The sequence below is a fragment of the Klebsiella sp. FDAARGOS_511 genome, from assembly GCF_003812845.1.
Taxonomy (GTDB): domain Bacteria; phylum Pseudomonadota; class Gammaproteobacteria; order Enterobacterales; family Enterobacteriaceae; genus Klebsiella; species Klebsiella grimontii.
Window position 1 is genome coordinate 1,658,765 of the sequence record NZ_CP033824.1, and the last position, 15,405, is coordinate 1,674,169.

Below are 15,405 nucleotides of genomic sequence, written 5' to 3' on the forward strand. Positions count from 1 at the left end.
CCTTTTACTTCACAAAACGGTCGGTGACATACTGGCTGTAGTCGCTGCCGGCGGCGGGCACTTTGCCCTGCTCTTTAAGGAACTTCGCGGTATCGATGATGGCTTTATTCACCGGCCCGTTCAGCTCCTGCGCCTGCTGGGCGGCGGTCAGGTAGGTATTGCCTTTCACCAGCCCCGGCACGTCGGCTTCCGGTACGCCGCTTAAGCGCGCCAGCTTGCTGATGTTTTCCGGCTGCTTCAGCCATTCGTCCGGGTTAGCGATATAGGGCTGCTGCGCGTCAATGGCGCTTTTAGCGAAGGCTTTGACGATGTCAGGATGCTTTTCGGCAAAGTCTTTGCGTACTACCCACACATCCAGCGTCGGCGCGCCCCACTCGCCCACCTGCGACGAGTCGGTGAGAACCGTGCCATCTTTTTCCAGCGCGTTAACCGCTGGCGCCCAGACGTAGGCGCCGTCAATGTCACCGCGCTGCCAGGCGGCGATAATCGCCGGCGGCTGCAGGTTAAGGATCTGCACCTGGCCCGGTTTAATCCCCCAGTGCTTCAGCGCCGACAGCAGGCTGTAGTGGGTGGTGGAGATAAAAGGAACGGCGATGCGTTTGCCGATCAGGTCCTGCGGTTTGGTGATGCTCTTCTTCACCACCAGCGCTTCGGAGTTACCGAGCTTTGAGGCCAGCAAGAACACTTCAATCGGCACCTGCTGGGTGGCGGCGACCGCCAGCGGGCTGGAACCGAGGTTGCCGATCTGGACGTCGCCGGAAGCCAGCGCCCGCACGATGCTCGCGCCGCTGTCAAACTTGCGCCAGTCGACGGTCGCCCCGCTGGCTTTAGCGAAGGTGTTGTCCGCCTGGGCGACTTTCGCCGGCTCAGCGGAGGTCTGATACGCCACGGTAACGTTGACCGCCTGGGCCTGAAATGCCGCCAGCGCCAGCGCGGCAATGAGTGTGATACGCGATGATAGTGCCATAGTGTCTGCTTCCCATAGTTGTTATGGGTGCAGTATTTCCGGCGCGATGCGTTTGATGAAGTAATTAAAAATTCTTGCTAAGAACAAAGCGTTTTTAGAAAAAAATCGGCAATGCTTATACACAAAATCATTCATGCTGCATCGAGGCGGCAAGGTTGTTCGTCCCCGGGAGCTGACATAAGTCAGTGACCGGGGCGGGCAAACGAAGCCAACAAAGAGGCAGCTTGAAGGATGAAGTGTATTGCGATTTTGTTACATTCATTGCATAACTGCGCCTGATTGATTGCCAGCGCAGCGGCGGCAGGCATCATAGAACCATGATGCGCTAAGAGAGAAGAAACATGATTCGAGTGGTGCTGGTCGATGACCATGTGGTGGTGCGTTCAGGCTTCGCGCAGTTACTCAGCCTCGAAGAAGATCTCGAGGTGGCTGGCCAGTTCAGCAGCGCGGCGCAAGCCTGGCCGGCATTATTGCGTGACGACGTCGACGTGGCGGTCATGGATATCGCCATGCCGGATGAGAACGGCCTGAGCCTGCTGAAGCGCCTGCGCGCGCAAAAGCCGCAATTCCGCGCCATTATTCTCAGTATTTACGACACCCCCACCTTCGTACAGAGCGCGCTTGATGCCGGCGCCAGCGGCTATCTGACCAAACGCTGCGGCCCGGAAGAGTTGGTCCAGGCGGTGCGTTCCGTCGGTATGGGCGGACACTACCTGTGCGCCGATGCGCTGCGGGCGCTGCGTGGCGGAGAACAACCGGCGCAGGTGCTGGAAGTGCTGACCCCGCGTGAACGCGAAGTGTTTGATTTGCTGGTTAAAGGCGACAGCGTCAAGGAGATCGCCTTTAAGCTCGAGCTCAGCCACAAGACGGTACACGTCCATCGTGCCAACGTGCTGGGAAAACTGCAGTGTCACAGCACCATTGATCTGGTCCATTTCGCCCTCGACCACCAGCTGCTGGCGGGTCATTAATGTCGCGCAGCCTTCGTCACGGGGTGATTTCGCTGTTCATCGTGCTGGCCTGGGGAAGCGGCTGGCTAATGCTGTGGACGCTCGGGTTTTATCTGACCCAGAACGGCCAGCAGGCGGCGCTGTTCCTGCCGCACGGCGTCTATCTGGCGCTGCTGATCCTGCTTTCTCGCCGCTACTGGCCCGCGCTGGCGCTGCCTCCGGTGCTGATGCTGCTCTGGCTGCACGGCGAACAGCTGCTGAACGGCTATCTTCTGCTGGCCGCGCCGTTGATCGGCCTGCTTCCCGCCGGCATCGCCCAACAGTTCTGGCACCGCTTTCCCCTTTACTGGCAGCGGCTGACGCTGCTGCTGGCGACGGTTACCGCCAGCGCATTGCTCAACACCGCCCTGCTGTCGCCGTTTGTGAAAAGCCCGGCGATGATGCTCGGCCTGGCCTCGTTTACCGGCGGGGTGCTGCTGACGCCGTTTGTCTATCTGATCTTTGAATTCCTGCGCCAGCAGCACCGCTACCATCTGCTGGGGCTGGATACCAACAATCCGCCGCTGCGCACCTCGCTGATCATCTGGTGCAGCCTGTTCTTTATCATCGGTATCGGCACACAAATGGTGCTGTCGCCGGAAATCGAGCGCCTGCTGCTGATTGTGGTATTTCTGCCTAACGTGGTGATGGCGTGGAAGTTCGGCTGGCAGGGCGGCGTCCTCTCCGGCCTGCTGGGCAGCATGATGATTACTATCGCCCGCCAGGTTGGCGTTGGATTCAGCAATCTGGTGGAGCTGGAGATTTTTCTGGCCACCCAGGCGCTGCTCGGCATCGGGCTGGGCATTGCCATCAGCCGCCAGCAGCACCTGGCGCAAAACCTGCACCACTACCGCCAGCGGCTGGAAGCGGAGCTGGCGGCGCGGCGGGCGCTGGCCGAAAAGCTGATCCATACCGAAGAGGATACGCGCAAAAACCTGGCGCGCGAGCTACACGACGAAATCGGCCAGAACATCACCGCCATTCAGATCCAGTCGCAGCTGGTGAAGCGGGCGCGCGATCCGGCGCAAACCCAGGCCGCCGCCAGTCAGATTAACGATCTCGCCCGACGCATCCACCACTCCACCCGCCAGCTGCTGCGCCAGCTACGCCCTCCGGCCCTCGATGAGCTGTCGTTTAAAGAGGCGCTGCACCATCTGCTCAATGAGTTTGCCTTTGCCGAGCGCGGTATCCGCTGCCGCTTTGACTACCGGCTCACCGCCACGCCGGAGAGCGAAACGGTGCGCTTCACCCTCTATCGGCTGCTTCAGGAGCTGCTTAACAACGTCTGTAAGCACGCCGACGCCAGCGAGGTCGCCATTGCCCTGTTTCAGCAGGGCGCGCTGCTGCGCCTGGAGGTAAAAGACAACGGCATCGGCCTTCGCGCCGACCAAATGGCCGGCTTCGGCATTCAGGGCATGCGCGAACGGGTCAGCGCCCTCGGCGGAGAACTGACGCTGGAGTCGCAGCGCGGCACACGCGTAATTGTTAACTTGCCCACAAATTTGCAACAAACAGCCGGCTAACCAGGAAAAAGTCTTAGTCACTCCGGACTTTCTCTCATCCTCTTTCGATTTCACTTTCATATAGTCAGCAAAACGGAGACGGCTATGCACGCACGCTCAGCAACCGACATTAATCACCATTACCGAACGCTGCGTCCGCAGCTGCTGATGTACATGGTCATCGGGTATGCGGCGTTTTACCTGACGCGCAAAAGCGTCAACTACGTTCTGCCGGCGCTGCAAACGGATCTGGGGCTGGATAAAGGCGATATCGGCCTTCTGGGGTCGCTGTTTTATCTGACCTACGGCCTGTCAAAGTTTGCCGCCGGACTGTGGCACGACAGCCACGGACAGCGCTGGTTTATGGGCGCGGGCCTGTTCGCCACCGGTCTGCTGAACGTGGTGTTCGCCTTCGGCGAGTCGCTGACGCTGCTGCTGGCGGTCTGGACGCTGAACGGATTTTTTCAGGGCTGGGGCTGGCCTCCCTGCGCCCGCCTGCTAACCCACTGGTACTCGCGCAACGAACGCGGTTTCTGGTGGGGCTGCTGGAATATGTCGATCAATATCGGCGGAGCGATTATCCCGCTGATTAGCGCCTTTGCCGCCCACTGGTGGGGCTGGCAGGCGGCGATGCTGGCACCGGGGATGATCAGCATGGCATCAGGCATCTGGTTAACGCTACAGCTGAAAGGAACGCCCCGCGAAGAGGGATTGCCGTCGGTGGGCGCCTGGCGTAACGACCCGCTGGAGCTACGCCAGGAGCGGCAAAGCCCGCCGATGGGGCTGTGGCAAATGCTGCGCACCACGATGCTGAAGAATCCGATGATCTGGCTGCTGGGCGTCTCTTATGTGCTGGTCTACCTGATCCGCATCGCGCTCAACGACTGGGGCAACATCTGGCTGACGGAGAGCCACGGCGTCAATCTGCTCAGCGCCAACGCCACGGTGATGCTGTTTGAAGCGGGCGGTCTGCTCGGGGCGCTGTTCGCCGGATGGGGCTCGGATCTGCTGTTCAGCGGCCAGCGGGCGCCGATGATTTTACTGTTCACGCTGGGGCTGATGGTCTCCGTCGCCGCGCTCTGGCTGGCGCCGGTGCACCACTACGCGCTGCTGGCGGTTTGTTTCTTTACGGTGGGCTTCTTCGTTTTCGGCCCGCAAATGCTGATTGGCCTCGCGGCAGTGGAGTGCGGACACAAAGCGGCGGCGGGCTCCATCAGCGGATTTCTCGGCCTGTTCGCCTATCTGGGGGCAGCGCTGGCGGGCTGGCCTCTGTCGCTGGTCATTGAACGCTACGGCTGGTCGGGGATGTTCAGTTTACTCTCCGTCGCCGCGGTACTGATGGGTTTATTACTGATGCCGCTGCTGATGGCGAGCATTACTACCTCTGCTGCTCAAAGGATAAAATAATGAAAAAAACGCTGGTCACAACCCTGATTGCTTCCGGCATTGCGCTGGCGACGTTAAGCGGCGCGGCGCACGCCAAAGGTCGTCTGGTGGTCTATTGCAGCGCCACCAACGAAATGTGTGAGGCGGAAACCAAAGCCTTCGGCGAAAAATACGACGTAAAAACCTCGTTTATTCGCAATGGCTCCGGCAGCACGCTGGCGAAGGTTGACGCCGAGAAGAAAAACCCGCAGGCGGATGTCTGGTACGGCGGCACGCTCGATCCGCAGTCCCAGGCCGGCGAAATGGGCCTGCTGCAGCCCTATAAATCGCCGAATCTTACGCAGGTCATGGAGCAGTTCCGCGATCCGGCGAAGCTGAAAGGCAACTACTCCTCGGCGGTATACGTCGGCATTCTCGGCTTCGGCGTTAACACCCAGCGCCTGAAAGAGAAAAACCTGCCGGTGCCGAAATGCTGGAAGGATCTAACCAAACCGGAATACAAAGGCGAAATCCAGATCGCCGACCCGCAGAGCTCCGGTACCGCCTACACCGCGCTGGCGACCTTCGCCCAGCTGTGGGGGGACGATCAGGCTTTCGATTATCTTAAACAGCTCAACGCTAACGTCTCCCAGTACACGAAATCCGGGATCGCCCCGGCGCGCAACGCCGCCCGCGGCGAAACGGCCATCGGCATCGGCTTCCTGCACGACTATTCGCTGGAAAAAGAACAGGGCGCGCCGCTGGAGCTGATCTCGCCGTGCGAAGGCACCGGCTACGAAATTGGCGGCGTGAGCATTCTGAAGGGCGCGCGCAACCTCGACAACGCCAAGCTGTTCGTCGACTGGGTGCTGTCGAAAGAGGCCCAGGAGCTGGCGTGGAAGAAAGGTAAGTCTTATCAGATCCTGACCAACACCACCGCCGAAACCTCGCCGAACTCGCTGAAGCTCGACGACCTGAAGCTTATCAACTACGACATGGATAAATACGGCTCAACGGACGTGCGTAAAGCGCTCATCAATAAATGGGTTAGCGAAGTGAAGATGGGTAAATAAGCCCACATTTTGCGGTTAATGCCCGGTGGCGCTCACGCTTACCGGGCCTACATACAACACCGGAAAACTTATGTCACACACACTTGCACTCCATCCCGTGAAAAAGCGGGATGCGATATTCCTTTGGGTTTTATTCGGCTGGCTGGCGTTCGCCCTGCTGCCGAGCTGGAGCCTGGATTACGGTCTGCTGGAGTCCACGCGCGATGAAATTCTCGCGGCCTACGGCTGGTCACAGTTCAATATCAGCTGGCTGTGGTATCTGCTGCCGAGCCTGCTACTGATTCGTCCATGGCAGGAAGCCAGACGAGAACAGCGCAGCCGCCACTATCTTGATGCCGGCTGGGCATTTTTATGTATGGCGTTTATTGTCGTCAGCGCCACCGTGGAAGGCCGCGGGTTAGGCTACGCCACCATCGTGCTGTTTGTCGCGCTGGGGGCCATCATGACCCTGGCGCTCACCCGCCTGGAATGGCTGGGCGGCGACCGCTTTGTGATTGGTTCGCTGGTCACCATCGTGGCGTTAATCGGCGTCTTTATCGTCTGGCCGAGCATCGCCATTTTTATCCCGATGTTCACCAACGACGCCGGCGAGTTTGCCCCGCTGGCGTTTATGGCCGTGCTGTCGCAGGCGCATATTGTCCAGGTGATCCTCAACTCCATCGCCCTGTCGATTGCGGTAGGCATCGGCTGCACTTTCTTTGGTCTGGTGCTGGCGATTTACACCACCCGCATCGCGAAGCGCAGCGCGATTATCGGCCGCATTTTCTCGATTCTGCCAATCGTCACCCCGCCCTTTGTCGTCGGCCTCGGCGTTACCCTGATGATGGGCCGTTCCGGCTACGTCACCGAACTGATGGTCGACTGGTTCGGCTTAACCAACACCAACTGGCTGTACGGATTTACCGGCATCTGGCTGGCGCAGGTGCTGGCGTTCACCCCGATGGCGTTTATGATCCTCGACGGCGCGATTAAGACCATTCATCCGTCGCTGGAGGAGGCGTCGTACACCCTGCGCGCCAGCCGCTGGCAGACCTTCAATGGCGTCTTCGTCCCGCTGCTGAAACCAGCGCTGGCGAACGCGTTTTTAATCGTCATCGTTCAGTCGCTGGCCGACTTCAGCAACCCGCTGGTGCTTGGCGGCAACTTCGACGTGCTGGCGACGCAAATCTACTTCTATATCACCGGTTCGCAGCTCGATTATCAGGCCGCCAGTACCCTCGGCGCATTCCTGCTGCTGTTCTCGCTGCTGGTGTTCTGCATTCAGTATATGTGGATCGGCAAGCGCTCTTACGTCACGGTTTCCGGCAAGTCCTATCGCGGCGACGTGCAGCCGCTGCCGGTGACCCTGGTGTGGAGCGTGATCGCCATTCTGGCGGTGTGGATCGCCTTTAACGCCCTGCTCTACGGCAGCATTTTCTACGGCAGCTTTACCGTTAACTGGGGCGTGGACTACACCCTGACGCTGGATAACTTCATCAAGCTGTTCGGCCAGGGGATGAGCGACGGTGCGTGGCCTTCGCTGCTTGATACCCTGCTGTATGCCGGGATCGCCGCGCCGATCACCGCCGCCTTCGGCCTGCTGATCGCCTGGATCGTGGTGCGTCAGCAGTTTAAAGGCAAAAAGACCATCGAGTTCACCACCATGCTGTGCTTCGCGGTGCCGGGCACCGTGGCGGGCGTCTCCTATATCCTCGCCTTTAACAGCGCGCCGGTGTACCTCACAGGAACGGCGGCGATAGTGATTATCTCGATGGTGATGCGTAACGTGCCGGTGGGCATTCGGGCAGGCATTGCCGGTTTAGGCCAGATCGACAAATCGCTCGACGAAGCCTCGCTCAGCCTGCGCGCGGGTTCTCTGCGCACCATCACGCACATTCTGCTACCGCTGCTGCGCCCGGCGATCCTCTCGGCGCTGATCTACAGCTTTGTGCGCGCCATTACCACCGTCAGCGCCATTGTGTTCCTCGTGACGCCGGACACCCGCGTCGCTACCGCCTATATCCTCAACCGGGTGGAAGACGGCGAATACGGCGTGGCGATCGCCTACGGATCGATTCTGATCGTAGTGATGCTGGCGATTATTTTCCTCTTTGACTGGCTGATCGGGGAAGCGCGTATCTCCCGTTCAAAAGCCAAAAACCAGGCGTAATGGAGCGCTCTATGAGTCAGAAAAATTTTGTTGAGCTGCGCAACGTCACCAAGCGATTCGGCAGCAACATGGTTATCGACAATATCAATCTCACCATCCCACAGGGGCAAATGGTGACGCTGCTCGGCCCTTCCGGCTGCGGCAAGACCACCATCCTGCGCCTGGTCGCCGGGCTGGAAAAACCGAGCGAAGGGCAGATTTACATCGACGGTGAAGACGTCACCCATCGCTCCATTCAGCAGCGCGATATCTGTATGGTGTTTCAGTCATATGCCCTGTTCCCGCATATGTCGCTGGGGGACAACGTCGGCTACGGTCTGAAAATGCTCGGCGTGCCGCGCGGCGACGTCAAAGCACGGGTGAAAGAGGCGCTGGCGATGGTCGATCTGGAAGGATTCGAAGACCGCTATGTCGATCAGATCTCCGGCGGCCAGCAGCAGCGCGTAGCGCTGGCGCGCGCCCTGATCCTCAAGCCGAAGGTGCTGCTGTTTGATGAGCCGTTAAGTAACCTCGACGCCAACCTGCGGCGCAGCATGCGCGACAAGATCCGCGAACTGCAAAAGCAGTTTGATATTACCTCGCTGTACGTGACCCACGATCAAAGTGAAGCCTTTGCGGTTTCCGATACCGTGCTGGTGATGAATAAGGGGCATATCATGCAGATCGGCTCGCCGCAGGATCTTTACCGCCAACCCGCGTCGCGCTTTATGGCGAGCTTTATGGGCGACGCCAACCTGTTCCCGGCCGCCTTCAGCGAGGGTTTCGTCGATATTTATGGCTATCGGCTGCCGAGGCCGCCGCATTTTGCCGCCCACGGCGAGGGCAGCGTCGGCGTCCGCCCGGAGGCGATCACCCTGAGCGATCGCGGCGAGGAGAGCCAGCGCTGCACGATCCGCCACGTGGCCTATATGGGGCCGCAGTATGAGGTGACGGTAGAGTGGCACGGGCAGGAGATCTTATTGCAGGTTAACGCCACCCGTCTGCAGCCGGACGTCGGCGAGCACTATTATCTCGAAATCCATCCGTACGGGATGTTTGTGTTAGCGGATGCTGGGTGATTGATGCCGGGTAGCGCTTACGCTTACCCGGCCTACGGTTCGTGCACGTTGTAGGCCGGGTAAGGCATCAGCCGCTACCCGGCGCAAACTCAACGCCGTGCGTTCAGTTCGGCAATATCCTTCGGCGTCGTGCGGCAGCAGCCGCCAATCAGTTTCGCCCCCGCCGCCAGCCACTGAGGTAAATATCCCGCCAGCGTTTCACAGGCTTCGCCGTGGTGATGCCAGGTCTTGGACTCCGGGTCATAGTGCTCCCCGGAATTAGGATAAACCACCAGCGGCAGCGCCGTCAGGCTATGCAGATGCGCCAGCGCGGCGGTGGTGCTCTCCAGCGCGATACAATTAATGCCCAGCGCCACCACCTGCGGATAGTTTGCCAGCACCCCAATCACTTCCCGCAGCGGCGTGCCGTCGCTGAGATGCTGCGCATCGCGCAGGGTAAACGAGAACCACGCCCGCGCGCGCGGATAGGCGGTCAGCAGCTCTGCCAGCGCCTTAATCTCGGCGAAGTTGGGCAAGGTTTCACAGGCCAGCAGATCGGCCCCGGCGTCGAGCAGCGCTTCAACGCGCGGACGATGAAACGCCTGAAATTCTTCATGGCTGCGGAGATAATCGCCGCGATACTCCGAGCCGTCCGCCAGGTAGGCGCCGTACGGCCCGACCGAACCGGCAACCAGCAGCGCGCCCGCCTGCGGGTTTTCCGCCAGATACGCCTCCCGCGCCTTACGGGCAAGCTCGACGCTTTTGCCGATCAGCGCTTTCGACTGCGCTTCATCCAGCCCGCGGGCAGCAAAGCCCGCCGGCGTCGCCTGATAGCTGGCGGTGATCGCCACCTGCGCACCGGCGCGGAAATAGTCGAGATGAACTTCGCGGATAAGCTCCGGATTGTCGACCAGTACTTTCGCCGACCACAGGCTGTCGGCAAGATTACAGCCGCGCCCTTCCAGCTCTGTCGCCATCGCGCCGTCCAGCAGGATAAAGGGCCTTGCGTCAAGGAGGGCGGTTAACGGATTATTCTGCGACATGTTGAGGCTCCTGGGTGAGTTTCCGTGAACGAGTCAGATAATACGCACCATAACACAGGGCCACGAACGGGATCCCGCACCACAGCGCAATCCTCTGACTCGGGTCAAACGCCAGACCCACGCAGGCCACCAGACAAAGCACAAATCCCAGCGCCGGCACTAGCGGATACCACGGCGCGCGGTAGTGCAGTTCGCTTAGCGCCTTCCCCTGCTGCAGATGGCGGCGGCGGAACATAAAGTGCGAGGCGCAGATGCTCAGCCATACCGCCACGACCGCAAAGCCGGAAATCGCCGACAGCGCGACAAATACCGTATCCGGGGCCACGACGCTGGAGAACAGCGCCAGCACGCCGCCGAGCATGCTCACCGAAATCGCCGTCAGCGGCACGCCGTTTTTGGTCAATTTGGTAAAACAGGCCGGCAGCGTGTTTTCATTGGAGAGCGACCACAGCATCCGCCCGGAGGCGTAGAGGCCGGAGTTGGCCGCTGACAGAATCGCCGTCAGGATCACAAAGTTAAAGATATCCGCCGCGTAGGGGATCCCCACCTTTTCGAACACCAGCACAAACGGGCTTTTCTCTACCCCCGCCTGCTGCATCGGGATCAGCGCCGCCAGCACGAAGACGGTGCCGATAAAAAAGATAATCAGCCGGGCGATGGTGGTGCGAATGGCCACCGGAATCACTTTATGCGGATTTTCCGTTTCCCCGGCCGCAATGCCGATAAGCTCGGTGCCGGAGAAGGCGAAGTTGACCGCCACCATGGTCATCAGGATCGGCAGACCGCCGTGCGGGAACCAGCCTTCGGCGGTGATATTGCGCAGCCCCGGCGCCGGCGAGCCATCCTGCATCGGAATAATGCCGAAGATCGCCGCCCCGCCGAGAATAATAAAAGCAATAATGGTGATCACTTTCACCAGCGAGAACCAGAATTCACCTTCGGCAAAGAAGCGGGTAGAGATAACGTTGAGGGCGAAAATAACCGCGCAGAACACAACGCACCAGACCCATACCGGCACCTGCGGAAACCAGTACTGCATGCAGAACCCGGCAGCGGTGAAGCTGGAGCCAAGCGCCACGGTCCAGGTCAGCCAGTAAAGCCAGGCGACGGTATATCCCGTCGCCGGGCCAAGATAGCGCGCGGCGTAGACGTGAAACGCCCCGGTTTCCGGCATCGCCACCGAGAGTTCGCCCAGACACTGCATCACCAGCCAGACCACCAGCGCGCCAATCAGATAGGCCAGCAGCGTACCCGCCGCTCCGGTGGTGGAGATGATATAGCCGGTATTAAAGAATAACCCTGTGCCAATAACGCCACCCAGCGACAGCATGATCAGGTGGCGGGTCTTCATGGTGCGCTTAAGCTGCCCACCTTGTTGTTGTGTTGTTTGCATTTGACCTCATGGGCGTATAGACATCTAAACATCCAAGTAAGAGATTCCTTATACCGCGACCACTGCTAAATTGCAAAGCGACCTGGCGCGATGGCGTAAAAAAGATGCTGGCGCCATCGTGCACCAGCAACGCCACATTTGCGGGCAACTGCACCACGGCGGCTCTCCCGCCGGTTGCGGTCTGCCCCTTTTTTGATCCTCGTTGGCGTAAACCGCCGCGTTTATCGGTGGTATGCCCTGGCATTCTCTTTGCAACCCTCCCGATATCTTTATCTGGCGAGGCAACGAACATGACAGAGCAAACCACAACGCTAAAAAGAACGCTCGGCAGTTTCCGCTTATGGGGGATCGCCGTTGGGCTGGTTATTTCCGGAGAGTATTTTGGCTGGAGCTACGGCTGGTCCCAGGCCGGGACGCTGGGCTTTATGATCGTCGCGCTGGCCATCGCTGCGATGTACTGCGCCTTTATTTTTAGCTTTACCGAGCTGACCACCGCCATTCCGCATGCGGGCGGTCCATTTGCCTACGCCTACCGCGCCTTTGGCCCGACCGGCGGGTTTATCGCCGGCTTCGCGACCCTGATTGAATTCGTCTTCGCCCCGCCCGCCATCGCCATGGCCATCGGCGCCTACCTTAACGTGCAGTTTCCGGCGCTCGACCCCAAATGGGTGGCCTGCGGCGCCTACATCATCTTTATGACACTGAATATTCTCGGCGTGGGCATTGCCGCCACCTTTGAGCTGGTGGTGACGTTATTAGCGATTTTCGAACTGCTGGTGTTTATGGGCGTTGTCGCGCCGGGTTTCTCCTGGAGCCACTTTACCGCTAACGGCTGGGCGGGCGCGGAGAGCTTCAGCGGCCTGGCGCTGCCGGGCATGTTTGCCGCCATCCCGTTTGCTATCTGGTTTTTTCTGGCGATTGAAGGCGCATCGATGGCCGCCGAAGAGGCTAAAGATCCGCAGCGCACCATTCCCCGGGCGCTGGGCGGCGGCATCCTGACTCTGACCGTGCTGGCGATCGGCGTGATGATCTTTGCCGGCGGCGTGGGCGACTGGCGAACCCTGGCCAATATTAACGATCCGCTGCCGCAGGCGATGAAAATGGTGGTCGGCAACAGCAGCGGCTGGCTGCATATGCTGGTGTGGCTGGGGCTCTTCGGCCTGGTGGCCTCGTTCCACGGGATTATCATGGGCTACTCGCGGCAGATTTACTCGCTGGCGCGCGCGGGCTATCTCCCCGCCAGCCTGGCGACGCTGAACCGCCGCACCCGCACGCCGCATCTGGCGATCCTCGCCGGGGGCGTGGTGGGCATCGCCGCCATTTTCTCCGATTCGCTGATCACCATTAGCGGGATGCCGCTGACCGCCTGTATCGTCACGATGTCGGTATTTGGCGCTATTGTTATGTATATCACCTCGATGGCGGCGCTGTTTAAACTGCGCCGCAGCGAGCCGAAGCTGATTCGACCGTTCCGCGCGCCGCTCTATCCGTGGGCGCCGGCCTTCGCCCTGGCCATGGCGGTACTCTGCCTGGTGGCGATGGTCTGGTACAACACGCTGCTGGCGCTGATTTTCGCCGCCATGATGCTCGGCGGCTACCTGTGGTTTCGCAAGACCGCAGCGGCCCGCCAGCGCGCGGCGGTGGATCCGCAGCTGCGTACGGTCTCCTGAGGAGGCGACACATGTATAAAACCACGCTATCGGGCCAGGTATGGCGCTTTGATAGTCTGAAAACCTTGATGGCGAAGGCCTCCCCAGCGCGTTCCGGCGACGCGCTGGCGGGCGTTATCGCCGGCTCCGCCGAAGAGCGGATGGCGGCCAAAATGGCGCTGGCGGAGGTTCCGCTCACCGAGATTCTCGATAATCCGCTGATTCCCTACGAGCAGGATGAGGTGACCCGCCTGATCCTCGATACCCACGACAGTCGGGGCTTCGCGGCGATTCGCCATCTGACGGTCGGCGATTTTCGCGACTGGCTGCTCGATGACGCCACCGACGAGGCAGCGCTGCGCGAGGTCGCAAGGGCTATCACCCCGGAGATGGCAGCTGCGGTCAGCAAGCTGATGCGTAACCAGGATCTGGTCCTCGCCGCCAGCAAATGCCGGGTGGTGACCCGTTTTCGCAACACTATCGGCCTGCCGGGGCGCCTGAGCGTGCGCCTGCAGCCCAATCACCCGACCGATGATATGAAAGGCATCGCCGCCAGCATGCTCGACGGCCTGCTGTACGGCGCCGGGGACGCGGTGATCGGCATTAACCCGGCCAGCGACAGCCTGCCAGTGCTGGCGCAGCTAAACCATATGCTTGACGATATTATTCAGCGCTTCGCCATCCCCACTCAGTCGTGCATTTTGACCCACGTCACCAACACCCTGCAGCTGATTGAGCGCGGCGCGCCGGTGGATCTGGTGTTCCAGTCGGTGGCTGGTACCGAAGCCGCCAACAGCGGTTTCGGCATTAATCTGGCGCTGCTGCAGGAAGCGCGGGAAGCGGCGCTTAGCCTGAACCGCGGCACGCTGGGCAACAACGTAATGTATTTTGAAACCGGCCAGGGCAGCTGCCTTTCCGCCAACGCCCATCACGGCGTTGATCAGCAGACCTGCGAAGCCCGGGCCTACGCCGTCGCCCGCCATTTTGAGCCGCTGCTGGTCAATACGGTGGTGGGCTTTATCGGCCCGGAGTATCTGTACGATGGTAAGCAGATTATCCGCGCCGGGCTGGAAGATCACTTCTGCGGCAAGCTGATGGGGCTGCCCATCGGCTGCGACGTTTGCTACACCAATCACGCCGAAGCGGATCAGGACGATATGGATACCCTGCTGACGCTGCTCTGCGCGGCCGGGCTGACCTTTTTGATCGGCGTTCCGGGGGCTGACGATATTATGCTCAACTACCAAAGCACCTCGTTCCACGATGCCCTTTACGCCCGCCGACTGCTGGGCTTGCAGCATGCGCCTGAGTTCGCCGACTGGCTGACGAAGATGCAGATTATTGACCGCCACGGCGCGCTGCGTCTGACCGATGCCCGCCATCCGCTGCTTTCCGTCCTGCCGCAAGGAGAACCGGTATGAATCCTCCCGACGCCTGGAACCCGCTGCGTGAATTTACCGATGCGCGGATTGCGCTGGGGCGCAGCGGCGCCAGCCTGCCGACCCGCGAAGTGCTGAATTTCGGCCTCGCCCACGCCCGGGCGCGCGATGCGATTCACCAGCCTTTCGCCAGCGACCAGTTAGTCCAGCCGCTGGCGGAACTGGGGCTGTCGACGCTGACCGTGCGCAGCGCCGCCAGCGATCGCCATGTCTATCTGAATCGCCCGGATCTTGGGCGACAGCTGAACGAAGAGAGCCGCGCCGACCTCGCCACCAGCGGCGCGCGCCCCGCCGACCTGCTGCTGGTGATTGGCGACGGGCTGTCGTCGTACGCCGTGCAGCGCCAGGCGGTACCGCTGATTCGCGCCCTGCTGCCCTATCTGAAAACCCTCGGCCTGAGCCTGGCCCCGGTGGTGCTGGCGCACCAGTCGCGGGTCGCGCTGGGCGATGATATAGGCGAAACGCTGAAGGCCAGAGCGGTGGCGATATTGATTGGCGAACGGCCCGGGCTCTCCTCGCCGGACAGCCTCGGGGTGTATTTAACCTGGCAGCCGCATCGCCAGCGGCTGGAGTCGGAGCGCAACTGTATTTCTAATATCCGTCCGGAAGGGCTGAGCTTTGATGCCGCCGCTTTTAAGCTGGCCTGGCTACTGGAGCAGGCCTTTTTGCGGCGGCTTACCGGAGTGCGCCTGAAAGATGAAAGCGATAATCCGGCGCTGCATGGAAAAATAAAACCGTTGAGCCAGTTAAAATAATAAGTCACGCGAACAGCAGAATAGATTTTTAATATTATCGAGCG

At 60.4% G+C, this 15,405-nt stretch carries 12 protein-coding genes; 9 read left to right on the forward strand and 3 right to left on the reverse strand.

The genetic code is table 11. The annotated features are described in order from the left end of the window. Positions 1-4: 4 nt before the first annotated feature. Positions 5-967 (reverse strand): taurine ABC transporter substrate-binding protein, encoded by a 963-nt coding sequence (tauA, locus tag EGY08_RS09065; protein WP_004099349.1) that lies wholly within the window; start codon positions 965-967, stop codon positions 5-7. A 341-nt stretch (positions 968-1,308) separates the two neighbouring features. Between tauA and EGY08_RS09070 the strand changes: the two genes are divergently transcribed. The 6 genes from EGY08_RS09070 (at position 1,309) to fbpC (ending at position 9,103) form a co-directional block, all read left to right on the forward strand. Next, the gene (locus EGY08_RS09070; RefSeq protein WP_004129541.1) at positions 1,309-1,938 is read left to right on the forward strand and encodes a response regulator transcription factor; all 630 of its coding nucleotides are present in this window, start codon (positions 1,309-1,311) and stop codon (positions 1,936-1,938) included. After that, positions 1,938-3,479 carry an MASE1 domain-containing protein gene (locus tag EGY08_RS09075; RefSeq protein WP_004129537.1) on the forward strand — a complete coding sequence of 514 codons (1,542 nt, stop codon included), beginning with the start codon at positions 1,938-1,940 and terminating at the stop codon, positions 3,477-3,479. The genes EGY08_RS09070 and EGY08_RS09075 overlap by 1 nt, the downstream gene beginning before the upstream one ends. An 84-nt stretch (positions 3,480-3,563) precedes the next feature. Continuing rightward, a complete protein-coding gene (gene uhpC / locus EGY08_RS09080; protein ID WP_004129536.1) occupies positions 3,564-4,865 on the forward strand; it encodes an MFS transporter family glucose-6-phosphate receptor UhpC in 1,302 nt (433 codons plus the stop codon). Further along, positions 4,865-5,896, forward strand: a complete 1,032-nt coding sequence (locus tag EGY08_RS09085; protein WP_004133724.1) for an ABC transporter substrate-binding protein — start codon at positions 4,865-4,867, stop codon at positions 5,894-5,896. Before uhpC ends, EGY08_RS09085 begins: the two co-directional genes overlap by 1 nt. 70 nt (positions 5,897-5,966) lie before the next feature. Further along, complete coding sequence (locus tag EGY08_RS09090; RefSeq protein WP_004129518.1) at positions 5,967-8,045, forward strand: ABC transporter permease; 2,079 nt, start codon at positions 5,967-5,969, stop codon at positions 8,043-8,045. Between the two features lie 11 nt (positions 8,046-8,056). Continuing rightward, on the forward strand, positions 8,057-9,103 hold the full coding sequence (gene fbpC / locus EGY08_RS09095; RefSeq protein ID WP_049112661.1) for a ferric ABC transporter ATP-binding protein: 1,047 nt from the start codon (positions 8,057-8,059) through the stop codon (positions 9,101-9,103). Positions 9,104-9,192: 89 nt separating this feature from the next. Here the strand turns inward: fbpC and mmuM are convergent, their stop codons facing one another. Both mmuM and mmuP read right to left on the reverse strand, forming a co-directional pair. Beyond that, positions 9,193-10,125 (reverse strand): homocysteine S-methyltransferase, encoded by a 933-nt coding sequence (mmuM, locus tag EGY08_RS09100; RefSeq protein WP_004129514.1) that lies wholly within the window; start codon positions 10,123-10,125, stop codon positions 9,193-9,195. Next, positions 10,112-11,518: an S-methylmethionine permease gene (mmuP, locus tag EGY08_RS09105; RefSeq protein WP_004129511.1), complete on the reverse strand. Its 1,407-nt coding sequence runs from the start codon at positions 11,516-11,518 to the stop codon at positions 10,112-10,114. Before mmuP ends, mmuM begins: the two co-directional genes overlap by 14 nt. Before the next feature lie 290 nt (positions 11,519-11,808). Here mmuP and eat point away from each other — a divergent pair, with 290 nt between their 5' ends. Genes eat through eutC form a run of 3 tightly spaced genes read left to right on the forward strand, consistent with a single transcriptional unit; the run spans position 11,809 to position 15,361 of the window. Then, positions 11,809-13,188, forward strand: coding sequence for an ethanolamine permease (gene eat, locus EGY08_RS09110; RefSeq protein ID WP_004129501.1), 1,380 nt, complete (start codon positions 11,809-11,811; stop codon positions 13,186-13,188). Between the two features lie 11 nt (positions 13,189-13,199). Continuing rightward, entirely contained in the window at positions 13,200-14,588 is a 1,389-nt protein-coding gene (locus EGY08_RS09115) for an ethanolamine ammonia-lyase subunit EutB (protein ID WP_123828421.1), read from the forward strand. Then, positions 14,585-15,361 carry an ethanolamine ammonia-lyase subunit EutC gene (gene eutC, locus EGY08_RS09120; RefSeq protein WP_004129497.1) on the forward strand — a complete coding sequence of 259 codons (777 nt, stop codon included), beginning with the start codon at positions 14,585-14,587 and terminating at the stop codon, positions 15,359-15,361. Before EGY08_RS09115 ends, eutC begins: the two co-directional genes overlap by 4 nt. The last annotated feature ends 44 nt before the right edge of the window (positions 15,362-15,405 follow it).